General features: G+C 68.7%; 18 protein-coding genes and 1 pseudogene. 5 read left to right on the forward strand and 14 right to left on the reverse strand.

Annotation, left to right across the window (positions count from 1 at the left end; all coding sequences use genetic code 11):
* Positions 1-57: 57 nt before the first annotated feature.
* From CJ022_RS02140 to CJ022_RS02150, 3 genes are all read right to left on the reverse strand, one after another.
* A complete protein-coding gene (locus CJ022_RS02140) occupies positions 58-1,218 on the reverse strand; it encodes an AAA family ATPase (protein WP_101925051.1) in 1,161 nt (386 codons plus the stop codon).
* Between the two features lie 34 nt (positions 1,219-1,252).
* The gene (locus CJ022_RS02145) at positions 1,253-2,305 is read right to left on the reverse strand and encodes an SMP-30/gluconolactonase/LRE family protein (protein WP_101925052.1); all 1,053 of its coding nucleotides are present in this window, start codon (positions 2,303-2,305) and stop codon (positions 1,253-1,255) included.
* A gap of 160 nt (positions 2,306-2,465) precedes the next feature.
* Positions 2,466-2,972, reverse strand: a complete 507-nt coding sequence (locus CJ022_RS02150; RefSeq protein WP_101925053.1) for an MgtC/SapB family protein — start codon at positions 2,970-2,972, stop codon at positions 2,466-2,468.
* Positions 2,973-3,506: 534 nt separating this feature from the next.
* Between CJ022_RS02150 and CJ022_RS02155 the strand changes: the two genes are divergently transcribed.
* The 3 genes from CJ022_RS02155 (at position 3,507) to CJ022_RS02165 (ending at position 6,102) form a co-directional block, all read left to right on the forward strand.
* The gene (locus tag CJ022_RS02155) at positions 3,507-4,670 is read left to right on the forward strand and encodes a zinc-dependent alcohol dehydrogenase (RefSeq protein WP_101925091.1); all 1,164 of its coding nucleotides are present in this window, start codon (positions 3,507-3,509) and stop codon (positions 4,668-4,670) included.
* Between the two features lie 263 nt (positions 4,671-4,933).
* On the forward strand, positions 4,934-5,431 hold the full coding sequence (locus CJ022_RS02160) for an RNA polymerase sigma factor (protein WP_101925092.1): 498 nt from the start codon (positions 4,934-4,936) through the stop codon (positions 5,429-5,431).
* Between the two features lie 11 nt (positions 5,432-5,442).
* Positions 5,443-6,102 carry a serine/threonine protein kinase gene (locus tag CJ022_RS02165; protein WP_101925054.1) on the forward strand — a complete coding sequence of 220 codons (660 nt, stop codon included), beginning with the start codon at positions 5,443-5,445 and terminating at the stop codon, positions 6,100-6,102.
* A 10-nt stretch (positions 6,103-6,112) separates the two neighbouring features.
* Here the strand turns inward: CJ022_RS02165 and CJ022_RS02170 are convergent, their stop codons facing one another.
* The 4 genes from CJ022_RS02170 to CJ022_RS02185 all read right to left on the reverse strand — a co-directional run bounded on the left by CJ022_RS02170 (position 6,113) and on the right by CJ022_RS02185 (position 9,021).
* Positions 6,113-7,090 carry a hypothetical protein gene (locus CJ022_RS02170; protein ID WP_101925055.1) on the reverse strand — a complete coding sequence of 326 codons (978 nt, stop codon included), beginning with the start codon at positions 7,088-7,090 and terminating at the stop codon, positions 6,113-6,115.
* Positions 7,091-7,186: 96 nt separating this feature from the next.
* Positions 7,187-7,651, reverse strand: coding sequence for a peptide-methionine (R)-S-oxide reductase MsrB (gene msrB, locus CJ022_RS02175; protein WP_101925056.1), 465 nt, complete (start codon positions 7,649-7,651; stop codon positions 7,187-7,189).
* A 271-nt stretch (positions 7,652-7,922) separates the two neighbouring features.
* The gene (gene xth / locus CJ022_RS02180) at positions 7,923-8,726 is read right to left on the reverse strand and encodes an exodeoxyribonuclease III (protein ID WP_101925057.1); all 804 of its coding nucleotides are present in this window, start codon (positions 8,724-8,726) and stop codon (positions 7,923-7,925) included.
* A gap of 76 nt (positions 8,727-8,802) precedes the next feature.
* Positions 8,803-9,021 carry a polyprenyl synthetase gene (locus CJ022_RS02185; protein WP_101925058.1) on the reverse strand — a complete coding sequence of 73 codons (219 nt, stop codon included), beginning with the start codon at positions 9,019-9,021 and terminating at the stop codon, positions 8,803-8,805.
* Between the two features lie 129 nt (positions 9,022-9,150).
* Between CJ022_RS02185 and CJ022_RS02190 the strand changes: the two genes are divergently transcribed.
* A complete protein-coding gene (locus CJ022_RS02190; protein WP_101925059.1) occupies positions 9,151-10,050 on the forward strand; it encodes an alpha/beta hydrolase family protein in 900 nt (299 codons plus the stop codon).
* Positions 10,051-10,173: 123 nt separating this feature from the next.
* Here CJ022_RS02190 and CJ022_RS02195 read toward each other — a convergent pair whose 3' ends face one another.
* The 7 genes and pseudogenes from CJ022_RS02195 to CJ022_RS17740 form a co-directional block, all read right to left on the reverse strand.
* Positions 10,174-10,533 (reverse strand): YciI family protein, encoded by a 360-nt coding sequence (locus CJ022_RS02195; protein WP_101925060.1) that lies wholly within the window; start codon positions 10,531-10,533, stop codon positions 10,174-10,176.
* Between the two features lie 209 nt (positions 10,534-10,742).
* Positions 10,743-11,183 (reverse strand): DUF2628 domain-containing protein, encoded by a 441-nt coding sequence (locus tag CJ022_RS02200; RefSeq protein WP_233198557.1) that lies wholly within the window; start codon positions 11,181-11,183, stop codon positions 10,743-10,745.
* A 123-nt stretch (positions 11,184-11,306) separates the two neighbouring features.
* The gene (locus CJ022_RS02205) at positions 11,307-11,957 is read right to left on the reverse strand and encodes a hypothetical protein (RefSeq protein WP_101925061.1); all 651 of its coding nucleotides are present in this window, start codon (positions 11,955-11,957) and stop codon (positions 11,307-11,309) included.
* Between the two features lie 165 nt (positions 11,958-12,122).
* Positions 12,123-13,532 (reverse strand): tetratricopeptide repeat protein, encoded by a 1,410-nt coding sequence (locus tag CJ022_RS02210; RefSeq protein ID WP_101925062.1) that lies wholly within the window; start codon positions 13,530-13,532, stop codon positions 12,123-12,125.
* Positions 13,533-14,112: 580 nt separating this feature from the next.
* The gene (locus CJ022_RS02215) at positions 14,113-14,799 is read right to left on the reverse strand and encodes a DsbA family oxidoreductase (protein ID WP_101925063.1); all 687 of its coding nucleotides are present in this window, start codon (positions 14,797-14,799) and stop codon (positions 14,113-14,115) included.
* Between the two features lie 178 nt (positions 14,800-14,977).
* Complete coding sequence (locus CJ022_RS17195; protein ID WP_199171410.1) at positions 14,978-18,403, reverse strand: autotransporter domain-containing protein; 3,426 nt, start codon at positions 18,401-18,403, stop codon at positions 14,978-14,980.
* A 151-nt stretch (positions 18,404-18,554) separates the two neighbouring features.
* A pseudogene (locus CJ022_RS17740) lies at positions 18,555-19,934 on the reverse strand (beta strand repeat-containing protein); the annotation flags it as partial.
* Here CJ022_RS17740 and CJ022_RS17365 point away from each other — a divergent pair.
* A complete protein-coding gene (locus CJ022_RS17365) occupies positions 19,897-20,040 on the forward strand; it encodes a hypothetical protein (RefSeq protein WP_233198559.1) in 144 nt (47 codons plus the stop codon). The pseudogene CJ022_RS17740 and the gene CJ022_RS17365 sit on opposite strands and share 38 nt — an antisense overlap.
* The last annotated feature ends 63 nt before the right edge of the window (positions 20,041-20,103 follow it).

The raw sequence follows: 20,103 nt of genomic DNA on the forward strand, positions 1-20,103 counted from the left end.
CCGAGCGGACACCTCAACGGTCGCGCATGCCCGCCCGGCCCACGATGCGCAATGGCCTCAACGCTCCGGCCAGTACCAGGCCGGCGCATCCAGCAGGCCCTGCCCCGTGATCGTCGTCTGGCTGTCGCGTTTCTCCAGCGGGATCGTGTTGCAGTCGGGCGTCTGTTCCAGCGCGGCGATCAGGCGCGTCGCGTGCGAGACCACCCAGACCTGGGTGCGCCGAGATGCGCCGGCAATCAAGCGCGCCAGCGCCGGCAGCAGATCCGGATGCAGACTGGTCTCGGGCTCGTTGAGCACCATCAGCGGCGGCGGGCGCGGCGTGTGCAGCGCGGCGATCCACAGCAGATAACGCAGCGTGCCGTCGGACAGTTCGGCCGCCGACAGCGGGCGCAGCAGACCGTGCTGGCGGAACTGCAGCGAGAAGCGCCCGCCTTCGACCAGCACCTCGACGCGCGCGCCGGGAAACGCATCGGCGACCGCCGCGTCCAGCGCCTGCGGATCGCCGATCTCGCGGATCGTCGCCCAGGCGGCCGCGAGATCGTGCCCGTCGTGACTCAGCACCGGCGTGCGCGTGCCGAGCTGCGGCAGCCGTGCCGGCGCATCGAGATCGGCGCGGAAGTGATCGTAGAAGCGCCAGCCGCGGATCGTCTCGCGCAACTGCAGCACTTCCGGCGCGTTGCGCGGATCGGCGATCTGCGCGAACAGGCTCTCGAACGGACTCAGATGTTCGCCAGCGACGCGCCAGTCGCGACCGTCGCGCACGCGCACCAGCGCGCCGCGGCGATCCACCAGCGTGTTTCCCTGGCGCATGAACGGGCCGCTCCAGATCACCTCGCGCTTGATCTCGGGATCCAGACCGAACAACGACTGCGACGGCGTCGGCAGCCCGAGATCGATCGCATAACCGAAGTCCTCGCCGGCGAAGCCCAGCTTCAGCGAGACCGGCTTCTGCCGCGGCCCACCCTCGACCGCGACCTCGCCGCGGCGCATCGCCGCGCTCAGGGTTTCGGGACCGGCCCACAGCGTCGAGGCCAGCCCGCCCTCGCGCGCCAGCGCCGGCACCACGCCGCCCTGCGCGGTCTCGGCCAGCAGCCGCAGCGCGCGATACAGACTGGACTTGCCACTGCCGTTGGCACCGGTCACCAGGTTGAGGCGCGCCATCGGCACGACCAGCGTGTACAGCGAACGGTAATGGGCGATGGCGAGCGTGGTGAGCATGGCCGCGGCAGCGCAGGACGGAATGCGCGTTCTATCAGCGCGCGGTCGCAGGCCCTGCGATCTGCAGACGCACGCGCGCGATCGCATCGTTCGCGGTCATGTACAGCGTACGGCGGTCGGCGCCGCCGAAGGTCGCGTTCGACACCGGGCCACCGGTCTCGATCCGCCCCAGGCGCGTGCCGTCAGGCGCGAAGACCAGCACGCCGCCCGGCCCGGTCGCCAGCAGGGTGCCGTCGGCCGCGACGGTCATGCCATCGGGCAAACCGGGCGCGTCGTCGCCGACCAGGTCGGCGGCATCGGCGAACACGCGTCGTGCCTGGACCGCACCCGCGGCATCGAGCGTGTAGGCCATCCAGATCGGGCGCTGCGGATCGGAGTTGGCGACGTACAGCGTGCGTTCGTCGGGCGACAGCGCAAGGCCGTTCGGGAACGACAGGGTGTCGTCGAGCAGATGCACGCTGCCGTCGGTGTCCAGCCGGTAGACCCCGTTGAACGCGAGTTCCTTGACCGGCGACGCGTCGAGATCCTTGAGCCCGTACGGTGGATCGGTGAAGAAGATCGCACCGTCGCTGCGACGGATGACGTCGTTGGGACTGTTGAACCGGCGCCCCTCGTAGGCGCGAGCCAGCGTGGTCTTGCGCTTCGTCGCGGGGTCGAAGCGCTCGACGGTACGGCTGCCCGAATCGGCCATCAGCACGGTGCCGGCAGGTTCGACGAACAGGCCGTTGGCGCCCGCTTCGCGCAGGGCAGCGGTGTCGCTGCCGGCGTAACCGGACGGCGACAGGAACACCGACAGGCCGTCCGCCTCGGACCAGCGGTACAGCGTGTTCTCCGGCACGTCGTTGAACAGCAGATGCCCGCCGTCCGCGACCCACGCCGGGCCTTCGGACCAGGTGAAGCCGTCGGCGAGTCGCTCGATGCGCGCGTCGCGCGCGACGACATCGGCGAACGCGGGCGACCACGTCGTCAACCCGCCGACGACGGGAAATGCCGACGCGGGCGCCGCGTTCGGCGCGGACGAACTGGCACAGCCGAACAGCGTGGCCATCAGGGGAATCGCGAACAGCGCGGTGGTGGAACGTCGCATCGGGGCCTCCGTCGTGGGTGGCGTCGTCGCCAGGCGGCGACGGCATCGGCCGACAGCATGCCCGACATCGCGACGGCGGGTCGCCGCAGCCGCGACGCGCCCGAGGCGGCGGCAGGGATCCGGACACCGGCGTGCCGCGCCGCGCACCGGGCGCGCGGCGTCAGAGCGTGTCGGACTCGTCCTCGCGCTCGTCGCGCGCATGCTGCTTCTGCAGCCGCGGCACCGCGCCGACGACCAGCAGGGCGACGGCGGTCGTGATCAGCGCGACCATCTCCTGGCCCATGCCGGCGGCCATGCCGATCGCCGCGGTCATCCACACGCCGGCGGCGGTGGTCAGGCCGTGGATGCGGGTGTGCTTGTCGCTCTTGAGGATGGCACCGGCGCCGAGGAAGCCGATGCCCGACACGATGCCCTGCATCACGCGGGTGACATCGGCGCCGTCGATCTCCGCCAGCAGCGGCGCGAGCACGAACAGCGCCGAACCGATCGCCACCAGCATGTGGGTCTTCAGGCCGGCCGAGCGTCCGCGCTGTTCGCGTTCCCAGCCGACCAGGCCGCCGAGCACCGCCGCGACCAGCACGCGCGTGACGATCGTCGTCATGGTGTCGACGTCGGGCAGCGCGAGCTCGCGTGCGACCGCGTTTCCAATCTCCGCCCAGACGCTCATGGGGACGACCTGCGACACGCGCGGCGCGCACTACGGCAAGGGTCGGACATCGGGGCTCCTGGTAGCGGGACAGCGCGCATCCTAGCGTCGCGCGGGCCGCCGTGGGTGAGGACGCGCGGCATCGCGTCGCCCTCGCATCCGCCCATTCGCGGTAGTGAGGGTCGGAGCGGTGACGGCCCGAGACGCATGTCGCACGGATCGACCGGCAGCGCGCGCCGCGCGCCGCGCCATCACGCATGCGCCAACCCGCGAACGCCGAACCGCCTCCGCGAACGCCCAATGCGTCCCACGCCGATCGCGACTCACGCGCGCATCACCTGCCGATTCGCCGCATTCATTCCGATCGTGGCCCCTGCCCGCGTCGACGCCGTCGCCTCGCCCGAGAAGGCCGGCAGGACACCGGGTTTCTCGGGGATTCCGACGCATCGCGCCGCGCACGCGACATGACCTCCGGCAGAAAAATCCGCCACAACTCACGCCCCCTTGAAGTCGCCGCTGCGCTTCATGGCGTTCCCCCGCGTTGTGGAACCCGACATGCAAGCACTCACCTATCACGGCAGCAAGGACGTCCGCGTCGAAACCGTGCCCGATCCGATCCTGCAGGAATCCGACGACATCCTGCTGCGCGTCACCGCGACCGCGATCTGCGGCTCGGACCTGCACCTGTTCCGCGGCAAGATTCCCGAGCTGCACGATGGCGACATCCTCGGTCACGAATTCATGGGCGTGGTCGAAGACATCGGCGCCGACGTCAAGAACGTCAAGCGCGGCGATCGCGTCGTCATTCCGTTCGTCATCGCCTGCGGCGACTGCTTCCACTGCCGCCTCGCCGAATTCTCCGCGTGCGAGACGACCAATTCCGGCCCCGGCGCCGCGCTCAACGCCAAGGGCATGCGCCCGCCGGCCGCGCTGTTCGGCTTCAGCCATCTCTACGGCGGCGTGCCCGGCGGCCAGGCGGAGTTCGTCCGCGTGCCCAAGGGCAACGTCGGCCCGATCGTCGTGCCGGACGCGCTGCCGGACGAGCAGGTGCTGTTCCTCTCCGACATCCTGCCGACCGGCTACCAGGCCGTGCTCAATGCGCGCGTGACCAAGGGGTCGACCGTCGCGATCTACGGCGCCGGCCCGGTCGGCCTGATGGCGGCGGCCTGCGCGAAAATGCTGGGCGCGGAACGCATCTTCATGGTCGACCGGTACCAGTACCGTCTGGACTTCGCCCAGGCGACCTACGGCGTCATCCCGATCAATTTCGAGGACGTCGACGACCCGGCCGAGGAGATCGTCTCGCAGACCAACGGGCGCGGCGTCGACGCCTCGATCGACGCCGTCGGCTTCGAAGCCAAGGGCAGCAAGGCCGACACCATCGCCACCCAGCTCAAGCTCGAAGGCAGCAGCGGCGCGGCGATCCGCCAGTGCATCGCGGCGACCCGCCGCGCCGGCACCGTCAGCGTGCCGGGCGTCTATGCGGGCTTCATCCACGCCTTCATGTTCGGCGACGCGTTCGACAAGGGCCTGCGCTTCGAGATGGGCCAGACCAACGTGCAGAAGTACATGCCCGAACTGCTGGAACAGATCGGCGAAGGCCGGCTGCAGCCGGACGTCATCATTTCGCACCGCATGGCGCTGGCCGATGCCGCGAAGGGCTACGAGATCTTCGACGGCAAGGAAGACGCCTGCCGCAAGGTCGTGCTGACGCCCTGATCCTGTCGCGTCACCCGTGAGACCGGCCACGCCGGCGCCTGCAGGGGCGCCGGCGTCGTCGTGTCTGGGCCGGCACTCTGCGCGTGCGCTGCCGGATCGTTCGATTTCCGGGACATGCCGCGGCCCGCGGGGGAATCGCACGCGGGCGGCGCGTCGATTGCGCCCATCGCCCGATTGCCGTGTGATATCCGGCGCACCCGTGCGAACCATCCCATGACCGCTTCGATTCCGAGACGCGCATGGACACCAGGATGCCGGCCACGATGCCCCTCGACGACGACCGCCAGGACTTCGCCCGCCTGCTGCAGGACCACCACGGCATCGTCGCGACCGTGGCCGCGAGCTACTGCCGCGATCCCGACGACCGCGCGGACCTCGCGCAGGAGATCGCCGTGCAGCTGTGGCGCGCCTGGCCGAAGTACGACCCGGCCCGGCCCTTCAGCACGTGGATGTACCGCATCGCATTGAACGTGGCGATCAGCGCGGTCCGCAGCGCCGCGCTGCGCCATCGCCACGCGGTGCCCTTCGACGAAACCCTGCACGACCTGCCCGACCCCGCGCCGCACGACCCGCAGGCCGAGCAGCAGGTGCGCGCCCTGCACCACTTCATCCATGCGCAGTCGCCGCTCGACCGCGCCCTGCTGCTGCTCTACCTCGACGACCGCAGCCACCGCGACATGGCCGAGATCCTCGGCCTGACGGACACCAATGTCGCCACCAAGATCAGCCGGCTGCGCCAGCGCATCCGCACCGAACTCTGACGGAGAAACGTATGGAACCGCAGGACCTCAAGATCGCCTGGCAATCGCTCGAAGCGCGGATGGCGCGCAGCGACCAGCTGCACCTGGCCGTGCTCCGCGACACGCGCGTCCAGCGCGCACGCGCCGCGCTGCGCCCGCTGAAGATCGGCCACTGGCTGCAATTCGCACTCGGCCTCGGGCTGATCGCACTCGGCGTCGCCTGCTGGACGCGCAATCCCGATGTGCCCGGCCTGCTGGTCGCCGGCATCGCCGTGCACGCCTTCGGCGTGCTCAACATCATCGGCGCCACGCTGACGCTGGTGCTGGCTGCACGCGTGGACTACGCCGCGCCGGTGCTGGTCATCCAGCGCCAGCTGGCCACGCTGCTGCGGGCCTACGCGCTCAATGCCGCGGTGTGCGGCGTGCCGTGGTGGATCCTGTGGCTGCCGGTCGTCGTCGCGTTCGCCGGTCTTGGGGGCGCGCCCGCCGGTGCCGGTACGCCCGCATGGATCACGTGGAGCCTGGCGATCGGGGGGTTCGGCCTCGCCGGCACCTGGCTCTACGGCTGGCGGCAGCGCGTGAGGCTGCTGGCCCTGGATGCGAATGCGCCGACCCGTTGCGCGGACGGTACCGACGGCATCCGCCGCAGCCAGCGCCTGCTGGCGGAGATCCAGGCGTTCGAGGCCGAGTGACGGCGCCCGATCAGGCCAGCGGCAGCGCTTGCGTCGCGCGCGCGATGTCGTCGTGCATCGCCATGACCCGCCCCGCCTTCGGATCGACGACGTCCGGGCCGAACGAGCACAGGTAACGGCACGCCACAAACCCTCTGGACTTCACTGCGTAGTCCGCGATCCAGTCCAGTCGTTCTGGAAGACGCGCCTGGGAGCGTGACCACGCCGCGGTGCGGGGCTTGATGTGGCGCTGCATGCCCAAGCGCCACGGCTTCGGGGTCAGCCGCGCACGGAAGCAATGCTGCAGCCGGCACATGGTGGCGTAGAGGCTGTCCGCCTGCAGCGCCCGGAACAGACAGTCCACGTCGGGCTCCCGCGGATCGAACGTCCGGTGCAGCACCAGCACGCGAAGCCCGGCCGGGGTGCGGTAGGTCCGCAGGTGCCAGTCGGGGCTGGACGCGGAGAATGCGGCGACGCGGGCCAGCGCCCGGGCCTCGGCGCCGCCGTCCCGGTCGAAACGGTGCCGCCGCCAGCCGAGCACGGCCAGGTTGGCGACCACCAGCACCGCGACGGCGAGTGCCGCCGCCAGACGCCAGTCCATGACCAGCACCGCCGCTGCGAATGCCGCGCCGCCCACCAGCGCGCAGGTCGCCAGCGGCAGCACGCACCCCGAGGGGCGCGCCTCGAAATCCAGATCGGCGAACAGCACGTCCGGCGTGTTGAGGCACAAGGCGCCGTAGCTGTTGCGCGTGATCACCAGATCGCCCGCGCGCTCGACGATCTCTTCGCGGATCGGCACCCCCGCGACACCGTAGTTGGTCAGTGGCTCGCGACGCGGCAGCACCTCGCCGGCCAAGACCGCGTCGAACGCCGCCTGCACGCGTGCATCCGCGTGCGCCTTCGCCGCGGCTTCGCTGTCGTCGGACCAGCCGAACCGGCGCACCGTCACGCTGCGCCCGCCATGCCGCGTGTGTCGCCGGGCTTCCGCCCAGTATTCGGGAACGATCACGCAGTCTCCCCATTCCGTGATGAGCGGGGATTGTCACCGACGGTCGCGCGCTCGCCCACCTGCCGGCCCGATTACCCGATCAGGCGGCCACGGCGTTTACGCGGGCCCGGCCTCGGCGCCGCCGCGTTGCAAGGGGTCCGGCAGGTCCGCCTCGGCATCGACGAACGACAGCGACACCGAGTTGAGGCAGTGGCGCTCGTGGGTCGGCGGCGGGCCGTCGGGGAAGATGTGGCCGAGATGGCTGCCGCAACGCGCGCAGACCTCTTCGACGCGGATCATGCCGTGGCTGGTGTCGCGCACCCGGCCGATGTGCGCCTCGTCGTAGGGCGCGAAGAAGCTCGGCCATCCGGTGCCGGAATCGAACTTCGCGCTCGAGCTGAACAGCGGCAGCCCGCACAGCCGGCAGCAGTAGGTGCCCTCGCGCTTGTTGTCGAGGAACACGCCGCAGAACGGCGCTTCGGTGCCGTGCTGCAGCAGCACGCGGCGCTCGTCGGCGGACAGGCCGGCTTCCAGCGTGGCGCGCTGTTCGGCGCTGGGCGGGGTGAGATCGAAACTGGACATGGGCATCCTGGCGGCAGCGCCGCGGCAAGCGTGGAAATCCACAGATGGCGGCAAGGGTGCGCCGTCTCAAGCGCTCCGCACGTGAACCCGTTCCTGCAGGCGCGTGCGCGCACGCGAACGACGCCACACGGACCGGCATTCCCGGTCGCTCTTCCTCTTCATTCCCGCTCTGACGGCACGCACAACTTCGGCGCAGCCGATGGAGCACCAACGCATCCGGTTCGAACACCCGTCACCGGCGAACCACACGACGACGGGCGAGCCGATCGATTCACCCCTTTGCCGGCTTCGCCACCTCGATCCACGTCGGCGCATGATCACTCGCCTTGTCCTCCAGCCGCACCCAGCGATCGACCCCGGCCGACTTCACCGACTTCGCCACCACCGGGTTCGCCAGCAGGTGATCGATGCGCAGCCCGCGGTCGCGCTCCGCATGCTGGCGGAAATAATCCCAGAACGTGTAGACCGTCTCGTCGCCGAAGGTGTCGCGCAGCGTGTCCGTCCAGCCCTGTTCGAGCAGCGTCTCGAACGCCGCGCGGACTTCCGGCTGGATCAGCGCGTCCTTGCGCCAGGCCTTGGCGTCGTAGACGTCGGCATCGGTCGGGATCACATTGAAATCGCCCATCAGCACCACCGGATGCGGCAGGCCGACCAGCGTCTTCGCGTGCCTCTGCAGCCGCTTCATCCACGCGAGCTTGTAGTCGAACTTCGGCCCCGGCTGTGGATTGCCGTTGGGCAGGTACAGCCCGCCGACGACGATGCCGTGCACCGCCGCCTCGAGATACCGGCTCTGGTCGTCCTTCGGATCGCCCGGCAGCCCGCGCCGGCTTTCCACCGGCACCACGCCGCGCCCGAGCAACGCCACGCCGTTCCAGGATTTCTGGCCCTGCCAGATCGCGCCGTAGCCCGCGGCGTCCAGGTCATCGACCGGAAACGCAGCGTCGGTCGCCTTGAGTTCCTGCAGCGCGACGACATCGGGCTTGGTCTCGGCCAGCCACGCCAGCAGATGCGGCAGGCGCGTGGTGATGCCGTTGACGTTGAACGTCGCGAGCTTGAGGGTCTTCTTCGCCGCCATGGCCGCCTCGCGTGGGAACTGCCGCGACCTTAGGCGCCCGGCGCGTGCGCCGCAGTGAAACCCGCGGCCCGCCCGCTCAGCGCTTCAGACCTTTGACGACCTCCGATACGTTGAGGCCCAGCTCGAGCTGCAGCCGTACGTACTCGCGCTCCTTGCGCGACAGGCTGCGACCCAGCTCGATGCGCACGTCCTCCGCCTGCAGGATGCGCAGGATCCGCGGCAGCGCCGAGCCGACCGCGTCGGGTCCGTATCCCGCCTCGCGCAGGGCGGCAGTGATGAGGGATTCGGTGTCCATGGTGCATCCGGTTCGGCGGGGGCTTGCATTGTGCGCCGCGCGCCGCCGGCACACGACAGGCGTGCGGGACGTGCGAGGCATGCTCCGGCGCTGTCGGCCGGTCCATCCGCCCGCGGATTATCATGCCGGATGATCGAAGACCTCGACTCGACGCTTCGCGAGCGGCTCCGGCTTGCGACCCCTGTTCCCGTCGCGTTCGAGCGCGGCAATGCGGTCGCGTTCGACGGCTACACCCGGCAGCGCATCGACTATCGCGGCCTGGAAGGCGACACCATTCCGGCCTTCCTGTTCACGCCGACGGCGCAGCCCGCCGAGGGCGGCGTCGTGGTCTTCCACCAGCACAACGGCGAATTCCACTTCGGCAAGAGTGAAGTCGCCGGCATCGTCGGCAGCCCGCACCAGGCCTTCGGCCCGGCGCTCGCGCGTCGCGGCCTCGCCGTGCTGGCACCGGACGCCCTCACATTCGAGGATCGCCGCGGCCAGGTCCACGGCGTGGAACCGCACTACTACGACTGGCTGCAGCACTACAGCGCCATGAGCTACCGCCTGCTCGACGGCGACACCCTGATGCGCAAAGGCCTCGACGACGCACAACGTGCGTTGAGCGTGCTGATCGACGCGGCCGAACTGGACGCACGCCGCGTCGGCATCGCCGGCCATTCCTACGGCGGCTACACCGCGCTGTACCACGCCGCCGTCGATCCGCGCTGCCGCTTCGCCTGCATCAGCGGCGCGGTCTGCAGCTTCGACACCCGCCGCCGCGAAGAAACCGGCATCACCCTGTTCGAAGCCGTCCCCCGGCTCGCGCAGCTGCTCGACACGCACGACTTGCTAGCTGCGATCGGGCCGCGCCCGACGCTGGTCGTGTCGGGGACCGAGGACAAGTACTCGCGGGATGCAGATCAGGTCGTGGCGCGGGTCGCCGGGGACTTCATCACCGCGCTTCGCGTCGAGCGTGGACATGCGCTCGATCAGGAGCGGTTCGATGCGATCGTCGAGTGGCTCGTCGCGCAGGCGACGCGCGGCTGAGATCACCGCAACACACCAACACCCGCTCGATCGCAGCACTCTGGCCACGGCCCGCATTCCAGACACGTGGGTCTGAAACTGCCCGCGCCGCACCTGGTGCGACGCACGTTCCTCGCCAGCCCGTCAGACGAAATCGGACGCTTCGTAGAGCGGGCGGATCTCGATCTCGCTCGGTCCGGGCATCGGATTCGGGCAACGCTTCACCCAGGCGACTGCTTCGTCCATGTCCACGACCTCCCACAGCCAGAAGCCGGCCACCAGCTCCTTGGTCTCGGCGAACGGCCCGTCCACGACGGTGCGGCCCGCGCCCGAAAACAGGACGCGCTTGCCCTGCGAGGTGGGCTTCAGCCCGTCGCCGTCCTTGAGAATGCCGGCCTCGATCAGCGCCTCGTTGTACTTGCCCATGGCCTCGAGCAGCTCGGGCGTGGGCAGAATCCCCGCTTCGCTGTCCTCGGTGGCCTTCACAAACACCATCACACGCATGATCGTCTCCTCATGGCGGGCAATTCTTGCCGCCTGTGGTGGTACGACGATCGAGGCTCGGCCAGATCGACATCCAGCTGCACCGGGCATCCGACACTAGACTCGCTGGCTCGGTAAGTGCACCTGGAACCGTCAACTCGTCGGCCGCGACAGGCGTTCCACCAGCGTGTCGCTGAGGTCCGGCGTCGAATTGAAGGGTTCGCCAGCCCTCACAGCCAAGGCGCCTCACCCAGCACGACCTTCCGGTAATAGCTGACATTCGCGCGCATCGCGTAAAGAACAGCGAATCCAGAGCTCACGCCACGGGCGAGCCTGCCAAACCCCATCAATTCCAACAACACGCCTAGCGTCACGGCGCAGATGAAATACACGACGGCCTGCCGCCACAGCCCTTTGATCAGGAAATAGATTGGGCCAAAGAAAAAACCCAAGAAGTTGAAATTCACGCTCATGCGTTCACCAAACCGCAGGTTCTGGAAGTCAGGCAGCTTCGGCCCACCGGCCTGTTGGATCAGTCGGAACCTGCGCTTCCACGAGTCCGAGACATCAAGACCAGCGATCGCATCGGGCTTCGCGCTGGCTGTCGACGTCGGGACTAGCTTCGCAATCGGAGGCGCGTAGGGTCCCGCAGAATTGTAGGGGTCAGTCACGATGAGTCCTTTCAGTGTGGGTGGTTTGGCAACGGGATAAGCAGTTCTAAGCTGACAGGTAAGCGAACCTGGAGCTGCTAGCGCGGTCGAACGTCGAGCCGGCGACTTCCGCCGGGAAAGCCGTCAACGCCAGAAGGCCCACCAGGGTTTCGTCCTTGGAATGGCTGGCGCCGCAGGCAGCGGCCTGGGCGCGAATGGCGTGGGCCATGTCGGGCTCGTATTGGCAGTTCCGACGAGTTCGAACGCGTCGCAGGCGTGCATGTTTTCGGCCCAGAGTCCCGTGATGTTGCGCAGCGTGGTCCCCATCCCCAGCGGGCCCTCGGCAGGGATCTGTTCCAGTTGCTGCAGCGCCTCGCGCAGTTGGGACTCGAGCTGGCCTTCTTCCCCCATGCAGTCCAGCTCTTCGGTTCTCACCAGGATGTTCGCGTAGGGCTCCTGTGCCATGCGCGTCGACCACGCCTCGTAGAGCGCGAATTGATCGTCATCCAGCGATGCCCGCATCAGAGGAGCGCGCGCACGCAGACGCTCGACACCGGTGTTCCGGTCGCAGATCAGATACGCGTAGCTGCGACGCTCGTCATCTCCATCGATGTCGTCATCGCTATCGACCTCGGCCAGCCGCATGTCCGACGCAACGAACAGAAGGAGCCAGAAGAGCGGTACGCATTCGCCGGCCTCGTACTCGACACCGGACTGCTCGAAGAACGACGCCCACGCATCCGATTTAGGCAGCGACTGGACGTTGGTGCAATGAAGATATACGCGGTTGGACATTGTTGACGCCCTGGTTGGACCGGATCGCGAATGAGTGGCGGCTTGGAAGAGCGCTTATCAATCCTGGCAACCCGTGCACGGATCGAATCGGGACATGCGCGAACTTGAACGCCAGAGGATGCGACAAGCGAAGTTGCATGGAGGCACGTGGACGCGAGAGCGTCGTCATACATGCGTTCCCACCGGCGCTGTCATCGGCGCATCAGGCAGGCGTTCGATCCGTTCGCGCAGCGTCTCAACCCGGCTCGGGTCATCGATGACGACGTGGGTCTGGTAATAGAACTGGCCCGTCGGTTGCCCGCCCTGGCGGAAATCGATGCGCACCCTGCGCGCATAACCGCGGACCAGAATCAGCTGATCCTTGAGCCCGTTCTCGAACGGGGCACCGTAGCGGTCATCCAACGCCTGAAACGTCGCTGGGCGCAGGCGGATCGACACGTTGCGCGGGTCCTTGTAGTCCAGTTCGGAATTCAGGTACACATCGCCGCCGACGCGGGACGACGCGCGCACCCGGAGCAGAAAGAAGCCTGGCACGTAGGCCTGCCCGTCCGATTCGGTGAACTCCGCTACATCTGCAGCCAGCGCAATGGCCTCGAGCGCGGTCGTCGGTGCACCAAGGCCCGTGACGTACATTGCCTGCATTACGTCCTCGAGCAGCGGTCGGCCCTTGCAAGTTCGATCCAGCAGGCGATCGGGGCTGACGGGCAATACGTTTAGCGCGGCCGAGTAAGCGACCCCCGCCTGCTGGTGCCGACCTTTCGCCACTTCGCGCGCCCAGTCGACAAAGTACGCCGAGGCGATGACCATTCGCGGGCTTGGATACTCCATCCGCGCCAGCGCCTGCTCGCCGTAGCGGATCGCATCCCCGGTGTCGCCGTGAACGCACAACCTGTGGGTCGCATAGTTCCCGTGCGCATAGGCATCATCCACCACCGATATGCGCAGGCGATGCAGCATATCGATGCGCTCTTGGTCCGGCTCCGCCGTTTCCCATTCCCGGCTGATCAAGTCACCGAAGATCGCTCCGACGAGGGCCGCGTCATCCGGCCTGGCGTTGATCGCGCCACGGAACTTCAGCGCGGCCTTGTCGTTCTCACCCGAGATCATCAACAACCGGCCCCAGTTCAGCGCCAACCAAGGATCCTCGGAATCGAGCGCGTCGGCGCGTTCGAGTGCAGCCCGTGCCGCATCGAGCCGCCCTTGGCGCATCAGCACGAAGCCGTGCACCACATGCGCGCGATCGAATGCGGGATCGCGATCGATCGCCCGGGCTAGCGCTGCTTCCGCAGCGTCGAGTACACCGGCTTCGTAGCGACGCCCGTCGTTACCACGGCGCAGCAGATATCGCGCCTGCTCGACCAGCGCTGGCGGCGAATCCGGCTCGAGTGACAAAGCCTGTCCGATCAGAACGCCCGCACGTTCGACGTCAGGTGCGTCGACGCCGTTCGCGTCGAGCACTTCCCGCGCCTGCATCGCCAGCGCTTCAGCGCCGCTGCCTACGCCCGCTGACGACGCCGGCGCGGCCCACGCCAGCTGCCAAGTGACCAATAGCAGCAACGCTGCGAAACGCAGCATTCTTCCCCGTGCCGGACCACGCATCCTCGCCCCCTTCCCTGTCGTGCGGCGCTGTCGCAATCGTCCGGTTTGCATCAACCGGACTCCCCGGGATGGACTTTAGCGCATCACATAACCATCCGCGGCGCTTGTGCAACGCTGCGCGTAGACCGGCCTCATGAACGCTCGGCTCGCGAGCCAAGCGCGCCGACGAGCACTGCCGACTCGCCTACGCCAGGACGCTGCGCGCCATGAGACAGCGGCGGCAACATCGCGCCAAAGGTGGAAGTCATCGCGAGCGCGAGACCGGCCAGCGAATCCCGGCCGTGCAGGAAGGCAATGACGGCAAACTAAAAGCAGAGTCCAAACGTGCGACACACACTGGAGACGGAAGCGCGATGTTCGCGTCCGCCCATCTGGTTCTGGCATCGACGTCAATACCTTGCACCCGCTAAGGCGCGCCAGCCCGGCTTTCACCACGTGCGCTTCTCGCATAAAGCGCGCTCCGGCGCATATTGCACAGATTCGGCCGATTCCGTGCATATCGAAAATTTGCGGCTTTTCCTGATCGTTGATGCCAATGACGTAATGGCCGTACCGCCTAGCTCGGACCCGCCCCGTCCTGACCCACCTTGCCCGCCAAAATTTCGCGCAACGCCCGCTCGAACACCTCTACCGGCTGCCCGCCCGAAATCAGATGCCGTTGATCGATGATGGTCGCCGGCACGCTGTTGATGCCGCTGCGGATGAAGAACTGCTCTTCGGCGCGCACCACGTCGGCGAATTCGTCCGACGCGAGAATCGCAGCGGCGCGCTCGGCATCCAGCCCCACGCTGCTGGCGATGCGCACCAGCGTCGCGTGGTCGCTGACGTTTTCGCCATCGCCGTGATACGCCTGCAGCAGGGCGTGCTTGAGGTTGAACTGCAGACGTTCCTGCCCGGCCCAGTGCAGCAGGCGATGCGCGTCGAAGGTGTTCCAGGTGCGCTGGCGATCGCCGAAGCTGAAGCCGACCTCGGCGCCGCGGGCCTGGAGGTTGGCGCGGCCTTCGGCCAGCTGCTCGGGCGACATGCCGTACTTGCGGGCCAGGTGCTCGGCGATATCCTCGCCTTCCGGCGCCATCTGCGGGTTGAGTTCGAAGGGGCGCACGTGGAATTCCACGTCGACGTGGGCCGGCAGGCGCGCGAGCGCCTGTTCCAGCGCGGCGAGGCCGATGGCGCACCAGGGGCAGACGACGTCGGAGACGAAATCGATGCGGAGCGGCACGCGCGCGGTGGGCACGGCGCTCATGCCGGCACCCGCGACAGCTTGAGTCCCGGTTCCTGCGCACAGGCCCGACCGATGTTGTCGACCGTAGCGGCGAGGCGCGTGCCGCCGGCGCCGGACGTGTCGAACCGTCCGTGGTCCCTGCAACGGTCACCTGGGTGTCGTGTATCGGATGCTGCGTAGCGCGTCATGGCTTCACCATTCAGTCGACGGGAGGGCGCCCACCACGCGTGTCGGTCGCCATGGGGCGAAACGGCGCAGCAGTGCCGCAGGCCACTTCGCACGGCTCGATGCCGGCCTGCGCGGCTGCGGTTCCATTGACGATACCGCGCGCGCCCGTGCCCTGGGCGCCATAGGTCAGGCGCAGTCCGATGCTGCTGCTGCGCGTCGACTGCCGCGCCTGCTCGTGCCCCAACAGCAGCGACAGCGCCCAACCGCGCGCCAGACGCACGTCCAGACCACCCGACAGCGAGAAGGCGTTGTCGTTGTAGCTGCGCATCGCGAACCGGTAATCCGTCGCCTGCGGCAGGATCACGTAGTTCATCGTTGCGTCGTTCCGGTTCTCCAGCGCCTCGCGGTATTCCACGGACCAGAATGGGCGGACGCGGCCCGTGTCGCCCCCGATTAGGTAGCTGCCTTCGAGGCCCAGCGCGATCGCCGTGCTGTCGACGTCCTGGCGACGATAGTCGAGGTCGTAGAGGTCCAGGCCGTATTCGCGATACGCATCCAGCGTGGAACGACTGGTTTCCACGCGACTGTATCCGGTCAACGTGGCCGCCGGGCCGCGGTGTTCGTACCCCATCGCGATCGAGGCGAACCACTGTGCACCGGTGCGCGCGCCGGTCGCCAGCGCGTTCGCATCGCTGCTCCAGCGACGCAGATCGAACTCCAGCCGACCCGTACCCGCCAGTGCGTCGACGAACAGATGCTCGCCTGCCCGCCACAGGCCGTACAGCGCCAGCGAACGTTGATCGGCCTGCATCCGGGAACCCCCGCCCGCATCGAGCTGGCTGTCGTTGTGGGCGAGACTGCCGGCGACGCCGACCAGCACCTGGTCGCTGAGCGCGCGATCGGCACCGACGGTGATGCCGTCGGTATCGAAGTCGTACCCCGACACGCCGCCACTGCCGCCGACGGTGGCGGTGCCCGAAACCCATGCCCCCCACCCGTCCGGCATGGCGGGCCACAGCCCGGCCGCCGCCTGGCCCACCGGCGCCGACAGACCTTGGCCATGCGCGCCGCCGTCGTAGGCCAGCGTCACGTTGCTGGACGATGCGTTCGCACCGCTGCGCACCTGGCGCAGGCGATCGCGGATGTTGGCCTGCTGGGCCTGGGCGAAGCGGACGCTCGCATCCACCTGCGCCTGCAGCAGCCCGGTCACGCCGGGATCGCGTGTCGGATCCGGTCGGGCGGTCACGCTCAGCCGCGTCTCGATGCTCGCGGCGGCGTAGTTGCCGGCCGCCGCCTGCGTGGCGGTGATGACCGCGGTGCCTTCGCCGTGCAGGGTGACGGTCCGCCCGTCGACGGTGGCCACTTCGCTCCGGCTGCTGGCGAACGCGAACGCGCCGGTGCTCGGGCTGTCGGGGTTGTCCAGCGCGAACGCGGCCTCGCCCAGCACCTTGTTGATCTGTTCGGGCCAGACCAGGGTCGGCACGGCGGCGGCGATCTCGACATCGAGCCGCACCTGCGGCGCGGCCTCGAAGTTGGCATCCCCGGCCTGGTCCGCCGTCAGGCGGCACTGGCCCGCGGCGCGCATGGTGACGACGCTGCCCTCGACGGTGCAGACGACGGGCGTGGTGCTGGCGAACACGAGCGGGAGACCGGATGCGCCGCCCTCGGCGCTGACCGAGAACGTCCCGTCAGGCGCGAAGACGGGCGCAGCGGGATTGGAGGCGAAGCCGCTGATGCGCTGGACCGCCTGCGAGACGACCAGCTCGAAGCCCTGCGAGGCGGTGAATCCGTTGGCATCGCGGACCTGCACCGTCACGTCGAAACGACCTGCCGCGTCCGGCGCGCCGGACAGCCTGCCCGATGCGCTCAGTGCCAGTCCGGCGGGCAGCGCGCCGTCGATGACGGCGTAGGCGTAGGGCGCGGTGCCGCCGGTGGCGTCGAGCGTCTGGTCGAATGCAGCGCCGTAGATCGCGTCCAGATTCTCCGGCAGCGACAGACGGATGACCGGTGCTTCCACGACCAGCGCGTACGCGCGTTGCGCGGTGAACGGACCCGTGCCCGTGCTGCTGTCGACTGCGGCGACGGTGAACGCGAAATCGCCGGACTCCGTCGGCGTTCCCGACAGCGTGCCGCCGGTAGACAGCGCAAGTCCCTGCGGCAGGCGACCGGCGACCAGATCGAACGCATAGGGTGCCGCGCCGCCGCTCGCCGCGAGGACGTGCGTGTAGGCCGTTCCGCCGACGGCCGCAGGTGGGGCGGTGGCGGCGAGTGCGACCGACGGTGCGGCGACCGTCACCGTGACCAGGGCAGGCGCGGTCGTGGTGTAGGCGTCGCTGGCGGTGTAGGTGAAGCTGTCCGGACCGGCATAGCCGGGCGCCGGTTGATAGTGGATCGCCGTGCCGCTGACACGCGCGATGCCATGCGTCGGCGCGCTGGCAACGGCCACCGATGTCGGCGTGCCCGCGATGTCCAGATCCACCGGCGTGGAGGCCGCGCCGTAGGCGGCGCTCGTGGCGACCGGCGCGACCGACAGGGCGGGCACGGGCGTCACCGACGCGGTTGCCGCCGATGCGCCGCCCGTGCCGGCGGCATTGGTTGCAGTGACCGTGAAGGTATACGGGGTTCCCGGGCTCAGTCCGCGCACGGTCACGGGACTGCCGCTGCCAGCGGCCGTGATGCCGCCGGGGCTGGCGGTCACCGTGTAGCCGGTGATCGCGACGCCGCCGGCGAACGCGGGCGCGGCGAACGTAACGATGACATCGCCCGGACCCGCCACGCTTGCGCTGCCGATGACTGGAGCGCCGGGCGCCACTGCATTGACGGCGAACGACTGGCTGACCTGCAACGCGGGCGCGTTGCTGGCGTCGCCGGCCTGGTCCGCATTGATGCTGCAGATACCTACCGTGACGAATGCGAGCAGCCCGCCGGACGTCACTGTGCAGACCCCGTTCGTCGACGAAGAAAAGGTGACCGGCAGGCCGGAACCGGCAGTGGCGACCAGCGTCGGCGTTGTTCCAAAATTCTGCGCGCCAGGATTGGCGAACGTGATCGCCTGGCCCGCCGACGGCGTGACTGCGTTCGATGCGGCCGACGCGCTGCCGGTGCCGGCCGCGTTGTCCGCGGCGACCGTGAAGGTGTAGCTGATGCCATTGGTCAGACCGTTGACCGTGATCGGCCCCGCCGCGCCCGTCGCCGTCAGGCCGCCTGGATTCGAAGTCACGGTGTAACCGGTCACGGCGCTGCCGCCGGTGTACACGGGCACGTTGAACGCGACGGACGCCTGCGTATCGCCTGCAGTCGCCGTGATCGCGGTCGGGGCGTCCGGGACGACGGGATTGACGGTGAACGACCGGCTGATCTGGGGCGCCGGTAGATAGCTCGCGCTTCCCGTCTGGTCCGCGTTGACGGTACAGGTGCCTGCCGCGACGAAGGCGAGCGTGCCACCCGACGTGATCACGCAGACCCCGGTCGTCGCGGACGTGGGTGCCGAAGTTCTGCGCACCCGGGTTGTTGAACGTGATCGTCTGCGGCGACGCCGGGGTGATCGCGTTGGATGCGGCGGACGCCGCGCCGGTGCCGGCCACGTTGTCCGCGGTGACCGTGAAGGTGTAGCCGACGCCGTTGGTCAGGCCAGTCACCGTGATCGGTCCCGCCGCGCCCGTGGCGGTCAGGCCTTCCGGATTGGACGTCACGGTGTACCCGGTCACGGCACTGCCGCCGTTGGACGCGGGCGCGGTAAACGCGACGGATGCCTCTGTATCGCCAGCGGTCGCCGTGATCCCGGTCGGCGCACCCGGAACGATGGCATTGACGGTGAATGTTTGGCTGATCTGCGGCGCGGCTAGAAAGCCCGTGTCGCCCGCCTGGTCCGCATTGACGGTGCACCTGCCTGCGGCGAGGAACGTGAGCGAGCCGCCGGAGGTCACCGTGCAGACCCCGGTCGTCGAGGAGGTGAAGCTGACCTGTAGCCCGGAATCGCTGGTGGCCGTCAGCGACGGCATGGTGCCGAAATTCTGCGCACCCGGGTTGTTGAAGGTGATGGTCTGTTCGGCTTTCGGGATGACACTGTTCGACGCCGCAGACGCAGGGCTCGTCCCCGCCGCGTTGGTCGCGGTGACGGTAAAGGTGTACGCCGTGCCATTGGTCAGCCCGGTTACGACGAGGGGCGAGGACGCCCCGCTGGCGACGACGGCGCCCGGGCTCGACGTGACGGTGTATCCGGTGATGGTTGCCCCGCCATTCGTGGCAGGCGCGCTGAAGCTGATCTCGACCTGTCCGTCGCCAGCCGTCGCAGTGCCGATCACCGGCGCGCCTGGCGCGTCCGGGATGGCGACCGTGTGCGCCGAGCCGCCGGTGAAGGCGAGCAACGGGCCATTGCCGGCACCGTCCGTGATGTCGGTACCGCTGCGCAGATCCACGCGCAGCGTGCCGCTTCCGGTGATGCCGTTGACGACGAGATTGAACGCGGCACCGCTTCCCGACACGCTGGCGATGGTGGCGTCGGCGGTGCCGGTGGACGTCAACGAGAAATCGTCGACAGAGAGACCGGTGACGGATTCGGTAAAGGTGACAGTGAAGGACACCGAGGTGTCCGCCCCCGACGCGCCGCCTGCAGGCGCGATCGCGTCGATGGCCGGCAGCGTGCTGTCGACGGTGGCGTTGCTCGTGTCCGCGCGCGTGGTGCGGTTGCCGGCGTTGTCCGTCGCACTGAAACTCACGTTCCGGCCGCTGGCACTGATGCCACCCGCGACCAGGGTATACGTTGCGGACCACGTGCCGCCGCTGTTCGTCGCCACCACGGCTGCCCCGCCACCGAAGCCGCTGAAATCCGCTGTCACGCTGCTGATCGTGTCGCTGTTGTTGTCGCCGCCAGCCGTGTTGTTCCAGGTCGCCGTGACGGTGTCGCCGATCTTGTAGGCGCCGCCGGTGCCAGTGCCACCCGAGATCGCGATGTTCGCGTCGGTGACCGTTGGCGCCACGTTGTCCACCGTGGCGTTCGACGTGTCGGCGGTGGTGGTCGGGCCGACGCTGTTGGTCGCTGTGACACTGACGTTTCGGTTGGCTGCATCGATGGCGCCGGCGACCAGGGTGTAGGTCGCCGTCCAGATACCAGTACTGTTCGTTGCAACGACAGCCGCCCCGCCACCGAAGGCGCTG

Source organism: Luteimonas rhizosphaerae (assembly GCF_002849595.1).
In the GTDB taxonomy this organism is placed as follows: Bacteria; Pseudomonadota; Gammaproteobacteria; order Xanthomonadales; family Xanthomonadaceae; genus Luteimonas; species Luteimonas cellulosilyticus.